Annotated in this window: 23 protein-coding genes and 1 tRNA gene; 16 read left to right on the top strand and 8 right to left on the bottom strand. The window is 53.0% G+C overall.

All coding sequences use genetic code 11. The features are described 5' to 3' along the window. The first annotated feature begins 40 nt into the window (after positions 1–40). The 3 genes from Q4544_RS02145 (at position 41) to Q4544_RS02135 (ending at position 1,272) form a co-directional block, all read left to right on the top strand. A complete protein-coding gene (locus Q4544_RS02145; protein WP_303503728.1) occupies positions 41–511 on the top strand; it encodes an Lrp/AsnC family transcriptional regulator in 471 nt (156 codons plus the stop codon). Between the two features lie 35 nt (positions 512–546). Next, entirely contained in the window at positions 547–1,095 is a 549-nt protein-coding gene (locus Q4544_RS02140; protein ID WP_303503727.1) for a hypothetical protein, read from the top strand. A gap of 91 nt (positions 1,096–1,186) precedes the next feature. Beyond that, positions 1,187–1,272: transfer RNA gene (locus tag Q4544_RS02135), tRNA-Leu, on the top strand. Between the two features lie 55 nt (positions 1,273–1,327). Here Q4544_RS02135 and metG read toward each other — a convergent pair. After that, positions 1,328–3,124: a methionine--tRNA ligase gene (gene metG / locus Q4544_RS02130; RefSeq protein WP_303504002.1), complete on the bottom strand. Its 1,797-nt coding sequence runs from the start codon at positions 3,122–3,124 to the stop codon at positions 1,328–1,330. A gap of 301 nt (positions 3,125–3,425) precedes the next feature. On the opposite strand from metG, the gene Q4544_RS02125 reads away from it, so the two are divergent. Together Q4544_RS02125 and Q4544_RS02120 are read left to right on the top strand one after the other, a co-directional pair. Further along, positions 3,426–3,929 (top strand): hypothetical protein, encoded by a 504-nt coding sequence (locus Q4544_RS02125; protein WP_303503726.1) that lies wholly within the window; start codon positions 3,426–3,428, stop codon positions 3,927–3,929. 263 nt (positions 3,930–4,192) lie between these two features. Further along, positions 4,193–4,795, top strand: a complete 603-nt coding sequence (locus Q4544_RS02120) for a DUF1415 domain-containing protein (RefSeq protein WP_303503724.1) — start codon at positions 4,193–4,195, stop codon at positions 4,793–4,795. Between the two features lie 73 nt (positions 4,796–4,868). On the opposite strand, the gene Q4544_RS02115 is transcribed toward Q4544_RS02120, so the two are convergent. The 3 genes from Q4544_RS02115 to Q4544_RS02105 form a co-directional block, all read right to left on the bottom strand. After that, a complete protein-coding gene (locus Q4544_RS02115; protein WP_303503722.1) occupies positions 4,869–5,336 on the bottom strand; it encodes a DUF1203 domain-containing protein in 468 nt (155 codons plus the stop codon). An 87-nt stretch (positions 5,337–5,423) separates the two neighbouring features. Further along, on the bottom strand, positions 5,424–5,732 hold the full coding sequence (locus Q4544_RS02110; RefSeq protein WP_303503720.1) for a Dabb family protein: 309 nt from the start codon (positions 5,730–5,732) through the stop codon (positions 5,424–5,426). A gap of 85 nt (positions 5,733–5,817) precedes the next feature. Next, on the bottom strand, positions 5,818–6,432 hold the full coding sequence (locus Q4544_RS02105) for an ImuA family protein (RefSeq protein WP_303503719.1): 615 nt from the start codon (positions 6,430–6,432) through the stop codon (positions 5,818–5,820). 138 nt (positions 6,433–6,570) lie between these two features. Here Q4544_RS02105 and Q4544_RS02100 point away from each other — a divergent pair, with 138 nt between their 5' ends. Both Q4544_RS02100 and Q4544_RS02095 read left to right on the top strand, forming a co-directional pair. Then, positions 6,571–7,620, top strand: coding sequence for an aldo/keto reductase (locus tag Q4544_RS02100; protein ID WP_303503717.1), 1,050 nt, complete (start codon positions 6,571–6,573; stop codon positions 7,618–7,620). A gap of 81 nt (positions 7,621–7,701) precedes the next feature. Continuing rightward, positions 7,702–8,175, top strand: a complete 474-nt coding sequence (locus tag Q4544_RS02095) for a hypothetical protein (RefSeq protein WP_303503715.1) — start codon at positions 7,702–7,704, stop codon at positions 8,173–8,175. Here Q4544_RS02095 and Q4544_RS02090 read toward each other — a convergent pair. Genes Q4544_RS02090 through Q4544_RS02080 form a run of 3 tightly spaced genes read right to left on the bottom strand, consistent with a single transcriptional unit; the run spans position 8,172 to position 10,991 of the window. Next, entirely contained in the window at positions 8,172–8,807 is a 636-nt protein-coding gene (locus Q4544_RS02090) for a TadE/TadG family type IV pilus assembly protein (RefSeq protein ID WP_303503714.1), read from the bottom strand. The genes Q4544_RS02095 and Q4544_RS02090 overlap by 4 nt on opposite strands. Positions 8,808–8,811: 4 nt before the next feature. Further along, complete coding sequence (locus Q4544_RS02085) at positions 8,812–9,345, bottom strand: TadE/TadG family type IV pilus assembly protein (RefSeq protein WP_303503712.1); 534 nt, start codon at positions 9,343–9,345, stop codon at positions 8,812–8,814. After that, positions 9,342–10,991: a TadE/TadG family type IV pilus assembly protein gene (locus Q4544_RS02080; RefSeq protein ID WP_303503710.1), complete on the bottom strand. Its 1,650-nt coding sequence runs from the start codon at positions 10,989–10,991 to the stop codon at positions 9,342–9,344. Before Q4544_RS02080 ends, Q4544_RS02085 begins: the two co-directional genes overlap by 4 nt. Positions 10,992–11,435: 444 nt before the next feature. Between Q4544_RS02080 and Q4544_RS02075 the strand changes: the two genes are divergently transcribed. From Q4544_RS02075 to Q4544_RS02040, 8 genes are all read left to right on the top strand, one after another. Next, positions 11,436–12,866, top strand: a complete 1,431-nt coding sequence (locus Q4544_RS02075; RefSeq protein WP_303503707.1) for a Glu/Leu/Phe/Val dehydrogenase — start codon at positions 11,436–11,438, stop codon at positions 12,864–12,866. A gap of 109 nt (positions 12,867–12,975) precedes the next feature. Continuing rightward, on the top strand, positions 12,976–13,281 hold the full coding sequence (locus Q4544_RS02070) for a hypothetical protein (RefSeq protein ID WP_303503705.1): 306 nt from the start codon (positions 12,976–12,978) through the stop codon (positions 13,279–13,281). 67 nt (positions 13,282–13,348) lie between these two features. Then, positions 13,349–15,313, top strand: coding sequence for a DNA primase (dnaG, locus tag Q4544_RS02065; RefSeq protein WP_303503703.1), 1,965 nt, complete (start codon positions 13,349–13,351; stop codon positions 15,311–15,313). 125 nt (positions 15,314–15,438) lie between these two features. Continuing rightward, a complete protein-coding gene (gene rpoD / locus Q4544_RS02060; protein ID WP_303503701.1) occupies positions 15,439–17,424 on the top strand; it encodes an RNA polymerase sigma factor RpoD in 1,986 nt (661 codons plus the stop codon). 57 nt (positions 17,425–17,481) lie between these two features. Then, complete coding sequence (locus tag Q4544_RS02055; protein WP_303503700.1) at positions 17,482–17,751, top strand: HlyU family transcriptional regulator; 270 nt, start codon at positions 17,482–17,484, stop codon at positions 17,749–17,751. Further along, on the top strand, positions 17,748–18,242 hold the full coding sequence (locus Q4544_RS02050; RefSeq protein ID WP_303503698.1) for a hypothetical protein: 495 nt from the start codon (positions 17,748–17,750) through the stop codon (positions 18,240–18,242). Before Q4544_RS02055 ends, Q4544_RS02050 begins: the two co-directional genes overlap by 4 nt. Then, positions 18,229–18,648: a thiol-disulfide oxidoreductase DCC family protein gene (locus Q4544_RS02045; protein ID WP_303503696.1), complete on the top strand. Its 420-nt coding sequence runs from the start codon at positions 18,229–18,231 to the stop codon at positions 18,646–18,648. The genes Q4544_RS02050 and Q4544_RS02045 overlap by 14 nt, the downstream gene beginning before the upstream one ends. Before the next feature lie 99 nt (positions 18,649–18,747). Further along, a complete protein-coding gene (locus Q4544_RS02040) occupies positions 18,748–19,278 on the top strand; it encodes an SRPBCC family protein (protein ID WP_303503694.1) in 531 nt (176 codons plus the stop codon). Between the two features lie 62 nt (positions 19,279–19,340). Here the strand turns inward: Q4544_RS02040 and yghX are convergent, their stop codons facing one another. Beyond that, positions 19,341–20,240 carry a YghX family hydrolase gene (gene yghX / locus Q4544_RS02035; RefSeq protein ID WP_303503692.1) on the bottom strand — a complete coding sequence of 300 codons (900 nt, stop codon included), beginning with the start codon at positions 20,238–20,240 and terminating at the stop codon, positions 19,341–19,343. A gap of 119 nt (positions 20,241–20,359) precedes the next feature. Between yghX and Q4544_RS02030 the strand changes: the two genes are divergently transcribed. Next, a complete protein-coding gene (locus Q4544_RS02030) occupies positions 20,360–20,782 on the top strand; it encodes a secondary thiamine-phosphate synthase enzyme YjbQ (protein WP_303503690.1) in 423 nt (140 codons plus the stop codon). The last annotated feature ends 57 nt before the right edge of the window (positions 20,783–20,839 follow it).

Genomic DNA, 20,839 nt, shown 5'->3' with positions numbered 1-20,839 from the left:
ATATAGGTGGTGCAAACGCTCTAATTTTTGGAACAAAATGATGCAAACTGCGCAGACTCAGCTAGATGGATTTGATCATAAGATTCTTGCCGCTCTGGGCCGTGATGGGCGCATTTCGATTACGGATTTAGCCAAAGAGATCGGGCTTTCTAAAACGCCAACACAGGCCCGACTGCGGCGCCTCGAAGCCGAAGGTGTTATCACCGGGTATCGGGCGACAACAGATCCGGTGCGTTTGGGCTTGGACCACGTGGCTTTTGTGGAGGTGAAATTAGACGACACACGCGAGACCGCGCTAAAGTCTTTTAATGCAGCCGTGCGTCAGGTGCCCGAAATTGAACAAGTGCATATGATTGCGAGCCATTTTGATTATCTGCTGAAGGTGCGCACAACGAATATGGCAGCTTATCGGGTGGTTTTGGGAGAGAAGATTTCAGCGCTTCCTCATGTGTCTAGCACGTCAACATTTGTTGTGATGCAAGCGGTGAAAGAGGTCGGCTACAGCGACTGATTTTGATTTTCCGAGCTTCCGTGGCATGCTTGGGTATGCGGTGTTTTCTTGTTCTCTCAATGTTGGCGACGTCTGCTGTTGCTAGCACTTGTCCTCCAGCGCCAGATCATGATGCGGCGTTGGATGCACTATTTTCCGAAATTCAATCTGCGCCGACTCAGACCGATGGATTGATTCTAGGGCAGGGGCTTTGGGCTTTTTGGGCAGATGCGCCGGATGAAAAAGCGCAGGGATTGTTGAACTATGGAATGGAGCTGCGCAACGCCCGCGATTTTTCTGGCGCTTTAGACGCATTTGGGGAACTGATTTCCTACTGCCCAAACTATGCCGAAGGATATAACCAGCGCGCGATTATCCGCTTTGTTCAGCAAGATTTCGAGGCGGTGTTGCCTGATCTGGATCGAGCACTGTCCTTATCCCCAAGGCATTTGGGCGCATTGTCTGGCCGCGCAATGACGCTGATCGCATTGGGGCGAGACTATGAAGCACAGACGGATTTGCTTGCTGCTTTGGCGCTAAACCCTTGGTTGCCAGAGCGACGATTTCTGCTTCCGCCGCCAGAAGATGCGGATCAAGAGCTATAGCTGAAAATTTGCCTTCCAGAGCCCCTTTACACTGCCAACAGTCACGCTATTGTCGCGCGCAATTGCAAGGCGTTACGCGCCGTGCAAGGAGGCCCGCGTGGTGGAATGGTAGACACAAGAGACTTAAAATCTCTGGACCGAGAGGTCGTGCCGGTTCGAGTCCGGCCGCGGGTACCAACAAAAAAGGCGCAGCATTTGCTGCGCCTTTTTCTTTTGGGATCAAGCCATTGGATTAATCGCGTGTACCGGCGAATTTTTCCTGCCACTCAGTGCGCTCATCATCTGTGATTTTGCGGAAGGTGACTTCTGGAACAGTGAATTCGTGACCCACTGGCAGTTTGGACAGCGTTGCCGCAACATCATCGGGCCAAACCGCATCTTGGGCATTCATTGACTCAAGCAATGAGGCGGACGCGTCTGGAATAAAGGGTTCTGACAGGACCGCGTAGAATGGGATTAGGTTCAAGGCCAAGCGGATTTGGATCGCGGCTTTGTCCGGGTCGGTTTTGAAGGTCGACCAAGGGGCTACGGTTTGCAGGTATTCGTTGCCTGCTGCCCAAATCGCACGCAGTTCTTGGGCGGATTTGCGGACTTCCATGTTTTCCATGTGCTGCTCGTAAGCGCGCACGCGGGTTGTCAGCTCTTCGATCAGGGCAAGTTCTTCGGGCCCGTATTCGGCGCCTTCTGGAACGGCTTCTGAGAACTTGGAGCGGCAGAATTTTGTGACGCGGGAGACAAAGTTTCCAAGCACGTCTGCCAAGTCTTTGTTGACCGAGCCTTGGAAGTTTTCCCAAGTAAATTCCGCATCAGAGCTTTCTGGAGCATGGGACAAAAGCCACCAACGCCAGTAGTCGGCTGGCAGGATTTCAAGTGCTTGGTCCATAAAGACGCCGCGACCGCGAGAGGTTGAGAACTGGCCGCCGTCATAGTTCAAGTAGTTGAAAGACTTGATGTAATCCACCAGCTTCCATGGCTCCCCAGAACCGATAATGGTCACTGGGAAGGAAAGCGTGTGGAAGGGCACGTTATCTTTGCCCATGAATTGTGTGTAGGTTACGTCTTCGGCGCCTTTGTCGGTGCGCCACCAGCGTTGCCAATCGGTGCCTTTGCCTGCGTCTACCCATTCTTGAGAGGCGGCAATGTATTCGATGGGGGCGTCAAACCAGACGTAAAAGACTTTGCCTTCCATACCGGGCCAGTCTTTGTCGCCGTTTTTCACGGGGACACCCCAATCCAGATCGCGGGTGATACCGCGGTCTTGCAGGCCGTCGCCATCGGTGAGCCATTTCTTGGCAATCGAGGTTGTCAGAACAGGCCAGTCAGTTTTGCTGTCGATCCATTCTGCCAGCTTTTCGCGCATTTCGGATTGGCGCAAATGCAGGTGTTTTGTCTCGCGCGCTTCAAGTTCTGTAGACCCAGAGATCGTGGAATACGGGTTGATCAGATCGGCTGGATCAAGCTGCTTTGTGCAGTTGTCACATTGGTCGCCACGCGCGCTTTCAAAGCCGCAATTCGGGCAAGTCCCTTCGATATAACGGTCTGGAAGAAAACGGCCATCCGCATGAGAATACATTTGTGTTTCAGACACTTCGCGGATCAGGCCCGCGTCGGCAAGGCGTCCTGCAAAGTGCTGAGTTAGCTTTTGGTTTTGCTCAGAAGAAGAGCGCCCAAAGTGATCAAATGACAGGCGGAAGCCTTCGGCGATTTTGGCCTGAACCTCGTGCATTTCGGCGCAGTATTCTGCAACCGGTTTGCCCGCTTTGGCCGCGGCCAATTCGGCTGGGGTTCCGTGCTCATCCGTGGCGCAGAGGAACATGACCTCGTTGCCGCGCGTCCGCTGGTAGCGGGCGAAGAGATCGGCTGGCAGCTGGCTGCCCACAAGGTTGCCCAGGTGTTTGATCCCGTTGATATAAGGAATGGCTGAAGTGATCAGGTGGCGCGCCATGGATCGTGTTCCTTTGTCCGTCGTTCTGCTCTCCCTAGACCAAAGTTCCGTGCAGTTCCAGAGGCGCTGCGCCTGAGAGCAAATTAGGGGTAGGTTTCGCGGCGAAACGCGTTGCTGACCGGGCGTACGCCGCGTTCATTGTGGAAATTCGTACGTTTCAAGCGCTGAAACGTACGATTCGTGGTTTTGGGGAAGGAGGTAGGCGCTAATGTCCACTTTGAGCCCGAAGTGACGAGTTGCCGCAATACAGCGAATGTCTGCACTTGGGGCGCATTCGAGTGTTTTCTCAATGAGGGCTGGACACGGCCCCCGAGTGCTCATAAAATGCGATCGCATTGAATACCTGAGGCTTCGGCGATTGGTTGTGCATGGAGTTATTTGAAACATGTTTCGAAATGCGTTGAAGAGGCTCTCTGCCCCCCAAACTTTCGAAATCTCACTGTTTTTCACAAATGATCGCGCCTTGGCCATTCCCCACGTCACAAGGCCCTTTGCCATGCCGGAAGCCATCTTCCCAGGCGTTGAATGCAATAGTCTGAGCGCAGACGAAATCGGCCAAACCATCAAGAGCGCACTGCAACAATGCGAATTTAGAAGAAGGAAAGGGCAAAGGCTCAACTACTTGGAGGTCGCTAGCCAGTTCGAAGTTGAAATGGGAAAGTTCCGCGAAACCATCGGACTGTCAGAACGGAAGTTTCATCAACAATTAAGGCTCGTCGAAATAGAATATTCAAATGATCAATATTTCTTTTGGCCTCAGAAAAGAGCGCATTCGCGTTTTGCATTTGAGGGCGTATGCAAATCTGATGATCGCCCTAGCTTTTCTGGAGACGCTCAATCCAAAACGTTAGGTTTCCACATCTTAAGAGCTATGGCCGAAACGTCTTAGGGTGACGGGACCGGACATGTGTGATTGAAATTGGTTGATCACACAGCACACTCATCGCAATCTCAGGCATCAGTATTGGGTAGCCATCCAACCATCGTTGCCGTTCAAATTTTTTGATCTAACGGCAGCTTTGTCCGCATAGCCGTCATCTGACACAGAAAAATGCAGAATGTTGCGCGACAGTCTGGGTCGTTGAACCGCGTCGCATTGGTGGTTTTGGCTGTAGCAAACGCATTGGAAACAGGCGCAGAATATGCTTTAGGTTGGCCAAACACGAAAGGATTTGTCGCATCACTCAGTTTGACCCAAAGACGTTGTCGGTTGCTCATCAAGACGTGGTTGAAAACACCCGGCGATGGCTTGATGAAATGGTGGTGGGATTAAATTTATGCCCATTTTCCTCTAGTGTCATTGCCCGAGATCAGGTGCGCTATGCCGTTTGTGATGCCACCACCGATGCGGAGCTACAGCAGTTTTACTTGAGTGAGTTAGAGCTTCTGCTTGGGACGAACGAAAATGAGGTTGCCACGAGTTTGCTTATGTTTACGCAAGGTCTGGAAGCGTTCGAGGATTACCTGACCTTACTTGAATGGTTTGAGGAGCTGTTGGAGGCCGCAGAGCTGACGGAGCATGTGCAATTGGCATCGTTTCATCCGCACTATCAGTTTGATGGTGTGGAGGCAGACGATCTTAGTCATTTTACCAATCGTTCACCCTATCCAACCATACATCTTTTGCGCCAAGATCAGATGACAAAGGTTCTGGCGCATGTTTCGGACCCCGAGAAGATTTATTTAGATAACATTGAGACATTGAATAGGCTTGGCCGCGGGCAGGTCGAAGCGCTCTGCCCTTGGGGTAAGTAATGCCTGTTTGCAATTGGGGCGCGGTTTGATGCGCGGCGGTTAGATTGCTTTGGGCGTCGCTTCCGTCATTCGTTTATGCACGGGTTGCTTTGGCGGCGTAGCAGCCTTGGCGGGCGTTGTGGATGTCTATGAAGGTGATCGCTGGATTTTCGAACATGCGGTGCAGGGCCTCGGCGAGGGTGGTGCCTTTGACGACATCGGCGGTTTGCATCATTTGGCTCGCATCAAAAGCGCGGATGGATAAGAGGCGGGATGATAGGACCGTTGGGACTTCGTCGGGTTTTGGTTGTGCTTGGGTCGCGGAGTGCCGGACGTAGATTGCGTGGCTGGCGGCGTAGGGCGTGGGGCCGTTGAGGTGCCGGTAGTTTGTCAGGATGAGCGTTTCGCCGGGGGCTGCGTCCTGAAGGCTGACACGGCAGGGGAAGCCGGGATTTGTATCGGCGATGACTCGGCATGCGCCTTTGGTTTTTAGCTCTTGGTCGGAGAGATCAAAGAGGGGTTGAAACGGGGCCATGGGCAGGGCGTGGATTTGGAAGGTCATGGGGTATCCTTGGTGCTTCGGGTTGGATAGCGCCATGATTAACGGGGGTGGGCTTATGGGCCGACCCGTTTCCTGCGGAATGGGCGTTTAGAGCTCTAGATCGAGGACAAGAATGCCGTCAATTCCGCCGGTGGCATTTTCAACAATCTGGGCGCCGAGGGCTTTGTGTTCTGGGTGGTCTGCGTAGGTTTTAAGATCTGCCCAACTGTCGAAGTCTATGACGAAGGCGTGTTTGTAGCCGCGTTCGATCTGTTCGGGGCTGTTGGATCGGCCCCCTGTGAAATTATGCGCGCCGGTGAGGGTTTGGGTTAGGTCGGATAGGCCGGAATAGAGTGCGGCAATCGTTTCTTCTTTGGTTTCAGGTTTGAACTTGGTGAGGACGATATGACGGATCATTGCGGTATCCTTGAAGGCTGCAGTTGCTGAAGACTGTCATTGTTCGGTCTGTAGTGAAAGCCAGCAACACGGATCGTTTTGGGGGTTACGCGGTGGTGCGTGCGGTTCCTTCTATGGGGAAAAAGCCGTTTTCGCCCATCGCGATGTCCCAGCTTTTTGGAGAGGCGGTGCGGGCGCGGAGGCGTTTTAGGTGCCAGGTTGTGGCCTGCTCGTGAAAGCTGGGGGCCATGTGCCAGCGGGTTTCAACGCCGGGGGCACCGCCGTTGTCGGGGGTTAGGATCACGCCCAGAGGGGCGCTGCCGTTGATCTTGGCGCCTTCTTCTGCCGCGAGATGCATGCGGCGGACCGGGGTTAGGGCGGGGTAGCCGGTTAGCTCGCCAATCACGAGGGGGACATGGCCCGCGCGGAGGGCGGTTTCGAGGGTCCAGAGCACATCTTCGTCGCGGGTGGGGGTGAGCAGGATAAAGCGCGCGGGGTCGGCGAAATGGGCGATGCCGCGGGGGTTCAATTTATCCGGGAGCCATTTGGGGCTGACCCAGAAGATCGGGCCTTCGGTTTTTTGGGCAAGCCACATGGCAAAGCTGCGGCGACCCGGGCCGCAGACTTCGTGAAGACGGGCAAGCCGCAGAGAGATGTCCGTGGCGAGGGAGAGTTGGGGGGTAGGGCGATCTGATGCGCGTTTGAGCAGGTGAGTCGTCATTTTTCTTAACTTAGCATGTTCCCTTTTTGTTCTCAAATACCTCTTGTATGAAATATTTTGGTCAAATGGAATTGGCTGCTTGCAGTCCGTACGATCGGGCTTAGGTTGCTGGCAAGCTCGAACGGAGAGGACAACTCGATGAAAATGAACCCGCTAGGCCGGACCGGTATTGAGGTGTCTGCCCTCTGCCTTGGTACGATGACTTTTGGCACGCAAACCAAAATGGAAGACTCCCACCGTCAGATGGATATGTCTTTGGAGGCAGGGATTTCATTCTGGGATACTGCTGAGATGTATCCGGTGAACCCTGTGTCCGCTGACACTCAAGGTGCGTCAGAAGAACATGTGGGGGCGTGGTTTGAGAAGACAGGACGCCGGAGCGAAGTGGTCGTTGCAACCAAACATTCCGGTGAGGGGTTGCGGCACGTGCGAGATGGCGCATTGATTTCGTCAAAGACGATTTCCGAGGCGATTGAAGGCTCGTTGGCACGGTTAAAGACCGATTACATCGATTTGTATCAATTCCATTGGCCTAATCGCGGAAGTTATATGTTCCGCAAGAACTGGACGTATGATCCATCCGGTCAAAACCGGGACGAAACTATCGCGAATATTCACGATTGCCTTGAGGCGCTGCAAAAAGAGGTTGATCGTGGGACAATCCGGGCGTTTGGGCTTTCGAATGAAAGCGCGTGGGGGACGGCGCAGTGGTTGCGGGCATCCGAGGATCGTGGGCTGCCGCGGGTTGCAAGCATTCAGAACGAATATTCGCTGTTGTGCCGGTTGTATGACACCGATTTGGCCGAGCTTAGTTTGAACGAAGAGGTTGGGCTATTGTCCTATTCGCCATTGGCGACAGGGCTTTTGACAGGGAAGTATCAAAATGGTGCCGTGCCCAAGGGCTCGCGTGCAGACCAAAACGGCAATCTTGGTGGGCGCATACACGGTGATGATCGTGTGTTTACAGCGACGCAGGCTTATTTGGATATTGCGGCGAAGCATGATTTGGATCCGATCCATATGGCATTGGCGTGGTGTATGCAGCGCCCCTTTATGGCATCTGCAATTTTCGGCGCGACCAATGTGGATCAACTTGCGCGGATCATTGAAGGCAAGGATTTGGTGCTGTCAGACGATGTCTTGAAAGAGATCGATGTGGCTCATCGCGCCTTTCCGATGCCGTATTAAGCCGTATCTCTACCCAGTTCTGGGGGCTCGCTTGATCGTAGGTTTTGCGATAGGGGGACCTGAGGATTGGGGAGAAGACACATGACACAAGAGGTTTTGGCAGTTGCACAGGCATCTGGCGCACGGCGCTGGATGGCCATTGGAATGCAGCTGACGCTGGGCGCAATGTTGATCTATGTGGCTTTAGCGCAGCCGCCCTCGTTTGGTTGGCAAGTGTTTTTGTTGGTTCTGGGGGCCGCAAGCCTTTGGTTGGCATCACGCACCCATGCTGCAAGCCAGCGTCGGCTAGAACTGACCCGCGAAGAGATCCGAGACAGCGAAGGTGAGGTTTTGGCGTTGATTAAAGACGTTAAGAGCATCTCGCGCGGCACATTTGCAGCGAAACCTTCGCAGGGCTTTACAATCGTTCTGAAAGAACGCAAACGCCCGGCGCGTTGGCTACCGGGCGTTTGGTGGCGTTTGGGACGCCGCGTTGGCATTGGCGGGGTTACCCCAGGATCGCAGACCAAAACGATGGCCCAAATCCTGGAATCCCTGCTAAGCGAGCAGACTTAGCTTGCCTCATACACCAATTGCGGTGCGTAACGCGGACGCGTGAACGTAAAGGTCTCGATGTTTCTTGCACCTAGGCCAACGTTCAATACTGGAGTGTAGCTCATACTCGTTTCGACCAAGATTACTGTATCTTGGTCTGCCATTTGGGGCAGGTTTGCTTCGAGTAGGATTAGATCAGCTGTGACAAGCGGTTCGAAGTTAGCACCGCGGGTCTGCGACCACTCAAGTTCGTATTCGCTTTCATCCTCATTCCAAGTGATAACCGAAAGGCGCAGTGAGGTGCCTTGTTCTACGGCGGGCACTTCGAGTCCGGTTTCTGGGTCAAGGGTTGTTGTCCCAGTCGCACCACCAGATGATGCATCAGAATGAACCTGTGTCCGCGAGATTGCCTCATACAATAAGCGAGTATTGTCGATATACTCTGGCGTAATGGCGTTTGTCTCACGAGAGAGCATGTCGCCAATAGTGTAGGATGCTTTTTCTGCCGCGGATTTTGTGCGGAAGACATCGAAGTAGATTGCCATTGCTGCGATCGCCCACAAAAGAATTGGTAGGATGATCACAACTTCGACTGCGACAACACCTTTGGTGTCTTTGGCAAAGTTTTTGATATGTGTCAGGATCATACGCATGGTGTTACCTCGGCTCCTGTACAAATGCTGTTGAAGTTGTCAGGCTTGCATTTCCGTCAGCATCGAGCTGCATGGCGGAGGCAAACACAGTGCCTGGAAAGAGTGGTTCGTATTTGGCGCAAGCACGCAAAACGACCAAATCATTGTCCATTCCAAAGCTGTATTCTGACATAGGCGTAATAGTGGTTGATTGATCCGTGCACGCATAGGTGGCCGACATCGGTTCCCAATTACGGATATCACGTGGCGCCATTTCCAAAGTCAGGTTGTCAGCGCAATTTGGTACAACATTATACTCGCAGACCATTGCCTTTAGCTCTGCGTGCGTTGGTGTGGCGCCGGTGTTTAACCTTACCCAGCGTACAGTATCGTCTAACGCTCGTTCCAAAATGGCATGGCGGAGTGTCATTATTCCGATTTCTACTGCTGCCAGCATAAATACCAGAAGGATTGGTACCATGATGGCGAATTCAACACTGGCGTTGCCATCGTCTTTGCGACCAAACAGGCGGAGTTTTTTCATGATTGGATACATCATTGTGTCAACCTCAACTGGCGGATAGAGGACGCGATGGATGCAAAGGCATCTTCGATCTCTGTACCGGTCACGGGGAAATAGTGGCTAATCGAGCTAGCACAGTCCTTTAGCACTGCCTTACCGTTGGTTGTCGCTTCGAATGGGATCGAAAAGACGACGATGCCGTCATTCTTGGCTGCTTCACAAATTGCACGAGTTCGTACGTCTTTTGCAGAACCGTGCACCCAGCTCACGACATCTTCGTACCAGTCTTGGTGCGCTTGAGACGTGTCCATCCAGCGGTAGTAATGCTTGTTGCGGTTCTCTTTCACCGAAGTGAAGGCCCAAAGGTCTGCATAGGTGAGGATCTCTGCCGAACCAGGTTCATCAACGGTCACAACAGTTGACACCTTGCGATAGCGTTTGCAGGACCCGTTCCGGCGATAAGAGCGGCATTCCCAGGTTTGCTGTGTTTCTTCATAGACGCCCTCACCATAGGCGTGGTCGTGCCAGGATCTGTCGTAAGGCCAGAAGAACATGGGTTCTGTTGTGTTGCCGTCGCCATCTTCGTCACCGGTGTCTTCGCCGATATAAACCGAATAGCGCTCCGCTTCGTCGTTCCACCAGATGTTGGAATCACCAGTACGGTATTCTGGTTCAACGTAGCCCTGCGATGTGTTTTGTCCGTCTGTCATGAGGACAATCACCTTGAGGGTTTGGCTTGAGGACGTTGGATTTGGGCGCGCTGCGAAATCTGTATGAACGTCACCATTATCGACCATATTCTGAATGACCGGCTGTAGGCTGGAATTCAGCAATGCTGTACCCCATTTCATGCCGATGTCGATGGAGGTGTTCCCGCCACCCCAAAGGGAGTCGATGAAGTTCTTCATGTAGGTCGCGTCTTTTTGCAGAACGACGATTTCGCGGCTGTTGTCGGTTGCTGGCTCGCAAATCGGCGATTGCACAGTACGCTTTGGATCATACCGGCGGCCGTCATAGGTCGACCATGGGCTGAAATGCATCGTGCGCTCTAGTGGCGCCGTGGGATCAATCGAAGAGGTATTAAAGTCGGCTGAGTCGAAATTAACGCAATTCGAATAACTATGCTCAGACGACAGATTGAGATGTTGCGCGAGAGATTCTGGCGCAGATACCTGTGTGGCATATGGGACGATCGAAATGGAAAGCTTTCCATCCTCGGTTGTCGCGGTCAACGTATCGACAAAGGACTTTGCCGCCACCTTTAGGTTAGGCAGGCGGTTATTGTTATTCATCGAACCTGAAACGTCGAGAATTAACGAGATTTCTACGTCGCCAATGCGTTCTTCGGCTGCGCTTTCGGCGTTCATGGTTAGGCTATCAACGCCAGATAGATGCATGAATTGAGTCGCAACTGTCGTATCTGCGGAGGCGCGCACTGTGCGGTAGCCAAGACCTTCTACAACTTCGATGTCTTTAAGGTGTTCAGCCAGATCAGACTTTTCAAAGTAATCTTCGACCACGGATTGTGGATCTAGTTGCTGTTCTAGGGACGAGGCGGCCAATACAGCACGGTCAAGCGTATCCTGAAGCTGCGTCCGGCGCATCTCTGCCAACATCACGTCGACCCCGATACCTCCCATCATCAAAATTATCAGGAAGATCGTAATTCCAAAATAGACCATGCTGCCATCTTCTTCGCGACGAAACTGTCGCAAAAACCTTGCAGATGTGGCCCATCTATTCTTTGCAGAATGGTGTCCCATATTCTGTCCCTCACATAACGCCCCCAAAGGCCGTCATTGGACGGTCTTCGGCTACTCTCACTCCCGATCATGTATGACGTGGCAATTTGGCTGAATTAGGGCGAAATGTGCTCAATTTTCGACAATTTAGGCCTGAATTCAGGGCATTATTAGAAATTTTGGAAATGCTTTTCGCGAAATTGCTTGAATGTTCATGGATTGGAAACACTCTGCAAATACGTTGCCTTGAGATTTTGGCTGGAAAAAAGTTTTCAAACTGATGAAAATTTGTGCAGTTGTGGCTCGCTTCTTTCGGGGAAACGCGTTTAGGTGGAGTGACTATGTGCGACCTTGAGTCGCGAATGGCTTGTCGGGAGGTATATGATGAGCGTGAAGAACGAACCCAGTTTCCGCGAGAGTGTGGATTTGATGTTCAACCGTGCGGTGTCTTTGTTGGATTTGCCGCCAGGCCTTGAGGAAAAAATTAGGGTTTGTAATGCGACCTATACGGTCCGGTTTGGCGTGCGCTTGCGCGGAAGCCTTCAGACATTCACCGGATACCGGTCTGTTCACTCAGAACATATGGAACCGGTCAAAGGTGGTATCCGGTATTCGATGGGCGTGAACCAAGATGAAGTCGAAGCGCTTGCAGCCCTGATGACTTATAAATGTGCGCTGGTTGAGGCGCCGTTTGGTGGCTCTAAGGGTGGGCTTTGCATTGATCCACGCGAATACGAAGAGCATGAACTTGAGCTGATCACGCGTCGCTTTGCCTATGAGCTGGCGAAGCGCGACTTGATCCATCCGTCGCAAAACGTTCCGGCACCAGATATGGGCACGGGCGAGCGTGAGATGGCGTGGATTGCTGACCAATATGCGCGGATGAATACAACCGATATTAACGCCAAAGCCTGTGTGACGGGTAAGCCGTTGAATGCTGGTGGTATCGCGGGTCGTGTCGAAGCAACAGGTCGTGGCGTGCAATATGCATTGCAGGAATTCTTCCGGGATGCGCGTGACGTTGAAAAAGCGGGCATGAGCGGCACGTTGGACGGCAAGGCGGTTATCGTGCAGGGCCTTGGTAACGTGGGTTACCACGCGGCGAAGTTCCTTGTTGAGGAAGATGGCGCGAAGGTCATTGGTGTGATCGAACGTGACGGTGCGGTGACAAATCCTGCAGGCTTGAAGATTGATGAGCTGCACAATTGGATTTTGAAACATGGCGGCGTTAAGGGGTTCCCGGGCGCGACCTATGTGGAAAATGGCGCGCTGGTGCTGGAAGAAGAATGCGACATTCTGATACCGGCGGCGTTGGAAGGGGTTATTAACCTGACCAATGCGGCAAAGGTGAAAGCGCCGTTGATTATCGAGGCTGCGAATGGTCCGATCACGGCTGGTGCGGATGACATTCTACGCGAGAAGGGGACTGTGATTATCCCTGACATGTATGCCAACGCGGGTGGTGTAACGGTGTCCTACTTTGAGTGGGTTAAAAACCTGAGCCATATCCGGTTTGGTCGTATGCAGCGTCGTCAAGAAGAAGCGCGTCACCAACTGGTTGTGGATCAGCTTGAATCCCTGTCAGATGCGATGGGCAATGCTTGGTCACCAAGCCCGGACTTCAAACAGAAGTATCTGCGCGGTGCGGGCGAGCTAGAGCTTGTGCGCTCTGGTTTGGATGACACGATGCGGACTGCGTACCAATCTATGCGTGAGCTTTGGCATGAGCGTGAGGATGTGACTGATCTACGGATCGCGGCATACCTTGTGTCTATCGGTAAGGTTGCATCCAGCTACCGTGCCAAGGGTCTGTAACGGTTTCGAAACGGTTTCAAATCTTGGAAAAGCCCGCTTCGGCGGGCTTTTTTTGTTGCGGGTGATTTGTAAGACTGCCATCACAGGACCAACTGCTTTGGAGGGATACATGCGCGTAGGTGTCACACTGGCTTTGATCTTGGCCGCCAACTTGGCGACCGCTGATGAAACGACAGATGCAAAGGCTGCACAGTGCGAGGCGCTGGGCGGTGTTGTGGATCAGATTGTGGTGCTGCGCCAAGAGGGTAAGCGCGAGAACCGTGCGATCCGCACGTTGACCAAAGGCAAATCTGCAATTGATGAATCCTTGCAGCCAGCGGTGCAGTTTTTGGCGGGCTGGGTCTATGCGATGAGCGAAAATGAACTCACGTTTGAGCCGGGTGCGAAATACGCCGAAGCCTGCAAAGCCCAGTGATATTTAGCTACATTTTTGGTGACGCCCCGTGCTGGACATCCAGCGCGCTGCGTCCATATAGTGTCTTATGAGCCTGCCTCCGGGATTTATGGATGAATTGCGCAGTCGCACCAGCCTTGTTCAGGTGGTGGGGCGCAAAGTCATGTGGGATAGCCGCAAGTCGAACCAAGGCAAGGGCGACATGTGGGCGCCTTGCCCGTTCCATCACGAAAAATCTGCGTCTTTTCATGTAGATGACCAAAAAGGCTTCTACTACTGCTTTGGCTGTCAGGCCAAAGGGGACGCGATTAACTTCGTACAGGAAAGCGAGAATGTCTCGTTTATCGAGGCGGTTAAAATCCTAGCGGATGAAGCCGGGATGACCCTGCCGGATCGTGACCCGCGGGCGCAGGCCAAGGCCGATAAGCGCACCCAGTTGTCTGATATTATGGAGCAGGCGGTAAAGTTCTTCCGCATGTCACTAAAGACTGGGGCTGCCGCGGAAGCGCGGGCCTATTTGGAGCGGCGCGGCATGAAGGCTGCGACCCAGGACCAATTTGATATTGGCTATGCGCCCGAGGGCAATGCGCTGTTTGCGCATTTGACGGGGCAGGGCGTTGATCCGCAGTTGGTGATTGATGCTGGGCTTGCTGCGCGACCTGATGATGGGCGTGCTCCTTATGATCGCTTTCGTGGACGTATTATTTTTCCGATCCGCGATGCGCGGGGGCGGGCGATTTCGTTAGGTGGGCGATCACTCGATCCGAATGCCCGGGCGAAGTATCTGAATGGTCCCGAGACCGAATTGTTCGACAAGGGCCGTAGCCTTTACAACCAAGGTCCGGCGCGGGCGGCGGCGGGCAAGGGGCAACCGTTGATTGTGGCCGAGGGCTACATGGACGTGATTGCGTTGGCAGAAGCTGGGTTTGGTGCCTCTGTTGCGCCACTGGGTACGGCCGTGACGGAAAATCAGTTGGCCCTGTTGTGGCGGATTTCGTCAGAGCCGATCATTGCGTTGGATGGCGACAAGGCCGGTATTCGCGCGGCGATGCGGTTGATTGATTTGGCGCTGCCATTGTTGGAAGCGGGTCAAAGCCTGCGGTTTGCGATCATGCCAGAGGGGCAAGACCCTGATGATTTGATCAAGGCCAAAGGGGCAGGTGCGGTTCAGGCCGTGTTAGATCAGGCCAAGCCGATGGTTGATTTGCTGTGGCAGCGCGAGGTCGAGGGGAAGAACTTTGACAGCCCCGAACGTAAGGCTGCGCTGGATAAGACCCTGCGAGAAAAGATTAAATTGATCCGTGATCCGGGTATTCGTGCCCATTACGGTGAAGCGATCAAAGAGTTGCGGTATCAGTTGTTCCGCCCGCAACGGAAACCCTTTGAACCGGGTAAAGGCGGTGGCAAGGGCAGCTTTAAGCGCGGGAAGTGGCAAGCGCCAACGCGGGCTCAGGCGAGCACAAAAGCCTCGCTTTTGGTGTCAGCGGATGAGGCGCGGCAGCAGCATTTGCGCGAGTCTGTGATTTTGGCCTGTGTGATTTCAACGCCTGCGGTGTTGGATGAGTTTGAAGAGGGCCTTGAGAACCTGCATTGCGCGGATGAGGATCATCGGTTTATGCGTGATTTGATGCTTCGGCAGGCGCATCGCGGTGTTCTGGATTTAAAGTCTGTAGTTGAAGAGGCGATGGGTCCAGAAGCTCTTGATTTTCTGCTGGGTCATCCACATGTCCGTTTGGCACCCCCTGTGCGTCGACCAGGAGATGTGGATATGGCTCGCCAAACGATTTCAGAAGAGCTGCGCAAGCTGGCCTCTGATCTTGGACATCGCGCCGAAGTTGCTGAAGCGGTCGAGGTGATTGGCGAAGTGGAAGATGAAGCTGTGACTTGGCGATTGGGCCAGGCCGCAGAGGCGCGTAACTCGGCGCAACGGAGCCAACAAGAAGAGGGTGGCGAGTTTGAATTGGGCGACAATGGCGCCCCAATCGACAAGGATGAACGCAAGGCGCTGGACGCTTTGATACAGAATATTTCGATGACCAAGGGAAAACGATGAGTGATTCGCGACACTTGGTAAAGAATTCATAAAAGAATCGGGGTATATGGGTGTGCGAATCACACAATCGCGCTATTGATTCGGTTTAAGCGAATCACCCAGCCCTTTTTTTGCAGGAGCAGCGAATGGCCGCAAAAGACACCGACGACCGCAAGCCAGACGATCAGGATGCCGAAATCTCATTGGATATGAGTCAGGCAGCCGTCAAAAAGATGATCGCCGAGGCGCGGGAGAAGGGCTACATCACGTATGATCAGCTCAATAAAGTTCTGCCGCCCGATCAGGTCAGCTCTGAGCAGATCGAAGATGTGATGTCGATGTTGTCCGAAATGGGCATCAACATCATTGAAGACGAAGAAGTTGAAGAAGAAGACGGCAAGACCACAGCGTTGGTTGATACGTCTTCTGCCAACCGCGAAGTGGCGCTTGGCTCTGGTACTGCTGAAAAACTGGATCGTACCGATGACCCTGTGCGTATGTATTTGCGCGAAATGGGCTCGGTTGAGCTATTGAGCCGTGAAGGCGAGATTGCGATTGCGAAACGGATCGAAGCTGGCCGTAACACGATGATTGCAGGGCTGTGTGAAAGCCCACTGACTTTCCAAGCCATTACAATCTGGCGTGACGAACTTCTGTCCGAAGACATTTTGCTACGCGATGTTATCGATCTTGAAACCACCTTTGGCGATCAGCTTGGCGAAGAGGGTGAAGAAGAGGGTGTTGTAACGGCTGCGAATGCGTCTGCTGCGCCTGCTGAAAAGAAAGAAGCTGCGCAAGAGTTGGACGCTGATGGCAACCCGATTGCCACTGATGACGACGATGATGAAGACGAGCAGGCCAATATGTCGTTGGCTGCGATGGAAGCTGCGCTGAAGCCGCGGGTTCTAGAAATGCTGGATCGCATCGCGGATGATTACGAAATGCTTGCCGAAATGCAGGATAGCCGGATTTCGGCGACCCTGAATGAGGATGATACGTTCTCTTCCAAGGAAGAAGAAAAGTACCAGACGCTGCGCGCCGAGATCGTTTTACTGGTGAACGAACTTCACCTGCACAACAACCGTATTGATGCGTTGATTGACCAGCTTTACGGCATCAACCGTCGTATCATGTCAATCGATAGCTCCATGGTGAAACTGGCCGACCAAGCCCGGATCAACCGTCGTGAGTTCATCGAAGCCTATCGTGGTCGCGAACTTGATCCGACTTGGTTGGACGACATGCGTGAGAAAGCCGGCCGTGGTTGGCAGATGTTCATGGAACGCTCTGTTGATAAGGTCGAAGAGCTGCGGAACGATATGGCGCAGGTCGGTACCTATGTTGGTCTGGATATTCCTGAATTCCGCCGCATTGTGCAGCAGGTTCAGAAGGGCGAAAAAGAAGCCCGTCAGGCCAAGAAAGAAATGGTCGAAGCCAACCTTCGCTTGGTTATTTCGATTGCGAAAAAATACACGAACCGTGGCCTGCAATTCCTTGATCTTATTCAAGAAGGTAACATCGGTCTGATGAAGGCCGTTGATAAGTTTGAGTATCGCCGTGGTTATAAGTTCTCGACTTATGCGACATGGTGGATCCGTCAGGCGATCACGCGTTCGATTGCAGACCAAGCGCGAACCATCCGTATTCCGGTGCATATGATCGAAACGATCAACAAACTGGTTCGGACAGGTCGTCAGATGCTGCACGAAATTGGCCGCGAGCCGACACCAGAGGAATTGGCAGAAAAGCTGCAAATGCCTTTGGAAAAAGTGCGCAAGGTTTTGAAAATCGCGAAAGAGCCGATTTCTTTGGAGACGCCAATTGGCGACGAAGAAGATTCTCAGCTGGGCGATTTCATCGAGGACAAGAATGCGGTGCTGCCTTTGGACAGCGCGATTCAGGAAAACCTCAAGGAAACCACGACACGCGTGTTGGCATCGCTGACGCCGCGTGAGGAACGTGTTTTGCGGATGCGCTTTGGTATTGGCATGAACACTGACCATACGCTGGAAGAAGTTGGTCAGCAGTTTAGCGTGACACGTGAACGTATTCGTCAGATTGAGGCGAAAGCGCTGCGTAAGCTCAAGCATCCAAGTCGCAGCCGCAAGCTGCGCAGCTTCTTGGATCAGTAATAATATTATGGCCCTTTCTGGTATACCAGAGAGGGCTTTTTTACTTGGAGCGGACTTATGTCTTTGTTTTCAAAACTATTTGGTAGCAAGCCACCTGCAGAGGTCAAACCCGAAGACTATAATGGTTTTCTGATTTTTGCGGAGCCTCAGAAAGAGGCCGCTGGATTTCGCATAGGCGGGCGCATTGAAAAAGAGATCGCTGGCGAGGTGAAGAGCCACCTTTTTATGCGAGCAGACACGTTTAATACGGCAGAAATTGCGTCTGATATGACATTGCTGAAGGCAAAGCAGCTGATTGATCAACAGGGCGAAAGCATTTTCAGATGATGTTCTGCCGAGCGGCGTTGATTGCGCTTGTTGCTTCTAGCGCTTCGGCAAAAGAACAGGGCGCGGAGAGCGGTCCCTTTCAGATATTATCTTGTGATATGGGCAAAGGCCGTGTTTTGGCGGTGCATATTGATCAAGGCGTTGGATATTATTCCTTTGGTCCTGCTGCTGCGCCAGAGTTATCCCTTGCACAGGATTTACGAGACATTTCTGGCACCGCTTGGAATGGGATTGGGCGAAGCATCTGGGAAGATATAACCTTTGAAAATGAAGGCTATTCCTATCGCGTCTGGTACGCGATTGACCGGTTGGTCGAAGGGCATCCGACCGACGGTGGCGTTGCCGTTTTAAAAGGCAATCAAGAAGTGGCCTCACTGGAATGCGTTAAAGGGACAGCCGAAGTTGGCGGTTTTGGCGTGTCGGATGGCTTTGAAGCGGCTGGTTTGTGTTGGAACCCTGAGGTGCAGCGATTTGAGGATGGGTGCGATTAAGCCCGATGTCATTGTCTTTGATGGACATTGCATATTGTGTCAGCATTTCTTTCAGTTTGTCCTGCGTCGGGATCGGGCCGAACATTATGCCTTTGCCGTGGCTCAGAGCGATTTTGGCCAGCAGCTTTACGCTGAACTTGGACTTCCGGGAGATAGGTTGGAGACAATGCTGGTTGTTGACGGTGGGACAGCCTATCAGAAATTAGATGGCGTCTGCGCGATTATGGCGCGACTTGGCGGGATTTGGTCCGTGCTAGGCTGGATGCGGGTTTTGCCGCGGCCATTGAAAAACCTTATATACGGGATCATTGCAAAGAACCGGTTTCGCCTGTTTGGACGACGTGAGACCTGTATGGTGCCGAGCGCGGATCTGCGGGATCGTTTTGTGCCAGGTGGTTGGATATAGCCGCAGTTTGGCGTGAATTCGCCATTCTTTGAATTCGCCCAGTGTCTTCAATTCCTATATGTTAATATGCACGTGGATACAGCCAGAGAGGGATTGGTTATGCGTATCATCAAACGAATTTTTCAGATTGTTGTGGTGTTGATTTTGGCTATGGTGGCGATTGCCTTTGCACTGCCGCGTGAGGTGAGTGTTGCGCGCTCGGTCGATATTAACGCGCCGGCGGCAGATATTTTCCCGCATGTGAATAATCTCAGGGCCACAGAAGCGTGGTCGCCGTGGTTGGACCGCGACCCTAATGTACAGACGAATTACGGCACTGTTGCTGAGGGAGCAGGGGCTGCAATGTCTTGGAGCTCGGATCATCCGCAAGTTGGGAATGGGAGCCAGACGATCACTGAAAGTGTGGAGAACCAGCGCGTTGCAACGGATTTGGATTTTGGCACTCAGGGTACCGCGAAAGCCTATTTTGAACTGGCGGAAAATGGTGGCGTAACCAACGTGACCTGGGGGTTCACCACGGACACGGGGTTTAATCCGATGGCGCGTTGGTTTGGCTTGATGTTGGATGGGTTCGTTGGGCCGGACTACGAGGCCGGGCTTGGTAATCTAAAGGCGCTTGTCGAAGGGTGATATGCGTACGATCGGAATGAATGGCCGCGCCCCTATAAGTGGGCGCGGCTTTTTTATGCAAGTTATGCAAGGTTGGCTTTGAAGAAATCCACCGTGCGGGACCATGCGAGGTTGGCGGCCTCTTCGTCGTAGCGTGGAGTGGAATCATTGTGGAAACCGTGGTTGGCGCCTGCATAGATATGCGCCTCGTAAGACTTACCGTTGGCTTTTAGGGCCTCTTCGTAGGCTGGCCAGCCTTCGTTGATGCGTTTGTCGAGTTCGCCATAGTGCAGCAAGAGAGGCGCTTGGATTTTGGGCACGTCTTCGGCGGCGGCTTGACGGCCGTAGAAGGGGACGGCGGCACCCAGTTCTGGATAGGCCACTGCGGCTGCGTTACAAACGCCGCCGCCATAGCAGAAGCCAGTGATGCCGACCTTGCCGTTGGTTTTTTCGTGGCTCATCAGGAATTCGATCGCGGCGAAGAAATCGTTCATCAGCTTCGTGCCGTCCACGGTGCGTTGCAGCTCGCGCCCTTCGGCATCGTTGCCCGGATAGCCGCCGACAGATGATAGGCCATCAGGTGCCAGTGCGATGAAGCCTGCTTTGGCAACACGGCGCGCAACGTCTTCGATATAGGGGTTTAAGCCGCGATTTTCGTGAACCACGACGACAGCGGCGGGTTTGGATGGCATAGCTGCACCGGCATCAACTGGGCTGACCATATAGCCACGCACATCGCCGTGCCCGTTTGGTGAGGGGTAAGTGATGTATTCTGGTTTGATGGTTTCATCATTGAAGCTGACTTGTTCAGCCCAAGCATAGTTGGGCTGCATTAGATCAAAGGCAGCAAGGGCGGTCATTCCGGCGACGGTATATTTACCGGCGCGCCTGAGGAATTCGCGTTTCGTGATTTGGCCGTGGGCGTAGAAATCATAGAGTTCTAGGATGGCCGGGTGGAAATCTTTGGCAGTCAGTCGTTCCATGTCGCATCTCCCTGTGGGGTTGGATTGTCATGTTCGATTGCAGGTCTTGTGGGGGCAGTTTACAATACAACTTGCGTGTTCCCCCTCTCAATTTGCCGTGAAGCAATGGAGCTTATGTGATGTCACAGACTATTTTCCGCGTCGCAACGTCAGGGCAGGGGCTTTATGAATTTACGCGTTCGGTGAATGAATGGATTTCAGGGCAGGGTGTTTCGCAAGGATTGCTGACCTTATTCGTGCGCCATACCTCGTGTTCGTTGCTGATACAGGAGAATGCTGATCCTGAGGTGCAGACCGATTTGCGAAATTTCTTTCAACGCTTGGTTCCACCAACAACGGACCCGTCGATGTCTTATCTGACTCATACTTACGAGGGGCCGGACGATATGCCTGCGCATATCAAGGCAGCGATGATGCCGGTGAGCCTTTCGATTCCCGTATTGAATGGGCAATTGGCCTTGGGAACATGGCAGGGCATCTATCTTTTTGAGCATAGAGATGCCGATCACGAGCGGCAGGTTGCTGCCCATGTCTCAATTTGAAATTCATCATATAGCGTGTGCATTTCCCCTCTACCCAAACCCTAGCGTAACCCCTAT

The sequence above is a fragment of the Cognatishimia sp. 1_MG-2023 genome (assembly GCF_030548175.1).
Classification (GTDB): domain Bacteria; phylum Pseudomonadota; class Alphaproteobacteria; order Rhodobacterales; family Rhodobacteraceae; genus Cognatishimia.
This window is presented reverse-complemented; position numbering and strand designations above follow the sequence as displayed.

What these genes read in the sequence shown, in the direction of transcription:
- Q4544_RS02075 (WP_303503707.1), top strand. Translation starts at nt 11,436, where the DNA reads ATGAGCGTGAAGAACGAACCCAGTTTCCGCGAGAGTGTGGATTTGATG.
- dnaG (WP_303503703.1), top strand. Translation starts at nt 13,349, where the DNA reads ATGAGCCTGCCTCCGGGATTTATGGATGAATTGCGCAGTCGCACCAGC.
- Q4544_RS02090 (WP_303503714.1), bottom strand. Translation starts at nt 8,807, where the DNA reads ATGCGTATGATCCTGACACATATCAAAAACTTTGCCAAAGACACCAAA.
- Q4544_RS02080 (WP_303503710.1), bottom strand. Translation starts at nt 10,991, where the DNA reads ATGGTCTATTTTGGAATTACGATCTTCCTGATAATTTTGATGATGGGA.
- Q4544_RS02105 (WP_303503719.1), bottom strand. Translation starts at nt 6,432, where the DNA reads ATGACGACTCACCTGCTCAAACGCGCATCAGATCGCCCTACCCCCCAA.
- Q4544_RS02030 (WP_303503690.1), top strand. Translation starts at nt 20,360, where the DNA reads ATGTCACAGACTATTTTCCGCGTCGCAACGTCAGGGCAGGGGCTTTAT.
- Q4544_RS02040 (WP_303503694.1), top strand. Translation starts at nt 18,748, where the DNA reads ATGCGTATCATCAAACGAATTTTTCAGATTGTTGTGGTGTTGATTTTG.
- Q4544_RS02045 (WP_303503696.1), top strand. Translation starts at nt 18,229, where the DNA reads ATGGGTGCGATTAAGCCCGATGTCATTGTCTTTGATGGACATTGCATA.
- Q4544_RS02125 (WP_303503726.1), top strand. Translation starts at nt 3,426, where the DNA reads ATGTTTCGAAATGCGTTGAAGAGGCTCTCTGCCCCCCAAACTTTCGAA.
- Q4544_RS02095 (WP_303503715.1), top strand. Translation starts at nt 7,702, where the DNA reads ATGACACAAGAGGTTTTGGCAGTTGCACAGGCATCTGGCGCACGGCGC.
- Q4544_RS02050 (WP_303503698.1), top strand. Translation starts at nt 17,748, where the DNA reads ATGATGTTCTGCCGAGCGGCGTTGATTGCGCTTGTTGCTTCTAGCGCT.
- Q4544_RS02070 (WP_303503705.1), top strand. Translation starts at nt 12,976, where the DNA reads ATGCGCGTAGGTGTCACACTGGCTTTGATCTTGGCCGCCAACTTGGCG.
- Q4544_RS02085 (WP_303503712.1), bottom strand. Translation starts at nt 9,345, where the DNA reads ATGATGTATCCAATCATGAAAAAACTCCGCCTGTTTGGTCGCAAAGAC.
- Q4544_RS02100 (WP_303503717.1), top strand. Translation starts at nt 6,571, where the DNA reads ATGAAAATGAACCCGCTAGGCCGGACCGGTATTGAGGTGTCTGCCCTC.
- rpoD (WP_303503701.1), top strand. Translation starts at nt 15,439, where the DNA reads ATGGCCGCAAAAGACACCGACGACCGCAAGCCAGACGATCAGGATGCC.
- Q4544_RS02115 (WP_303503722.1), bottom strand. Translation starts at nt 5,336, where the DNA reads ATGACCTTCCAAATCCACGCCCTGCCCATGGCCCCGTTTCAACCCCTC.
- Q4544_RS02110 (WP_303503720.1), bottom strand. Translation starts at nt 5,732, where the DNA reads ATGATCCGTCATATCGTCCTCACCAAGTTCAAACCTGAAACCAAAGAA.
- Q4544_RS02145 (WP_303503728.1), top strand. Translation starts at nt 41, where the DNA reads ATGCAAACTGCGCAGACTCAGCTAGATGGATTTGATCATAAGATTCTT.
- Q4544_RS02140 (WP_303503727.1), top strand. Translation starts at nt 547, where the DNA reads ATGCGGTGTTTTCTTGTTCTCTCAATGTTGGCGACGTCTGCTGTTGCT.
- Q4544_RS02055 (WP_303503700.1), top strand. Translation starts at nt 17,482, where the DNA reads ATGTCTTTGTTTTCAAAACTATTTGGTAGCAAGCCACCTGCAGAGGTC.
- yghX (WP_303503692.1), bottom strand. Translation starts at nt 20,240, where the DNA reads ATGGAACGACTGACTGCCAAAGATTTCCACCCGGCCATCCTAGAACTC.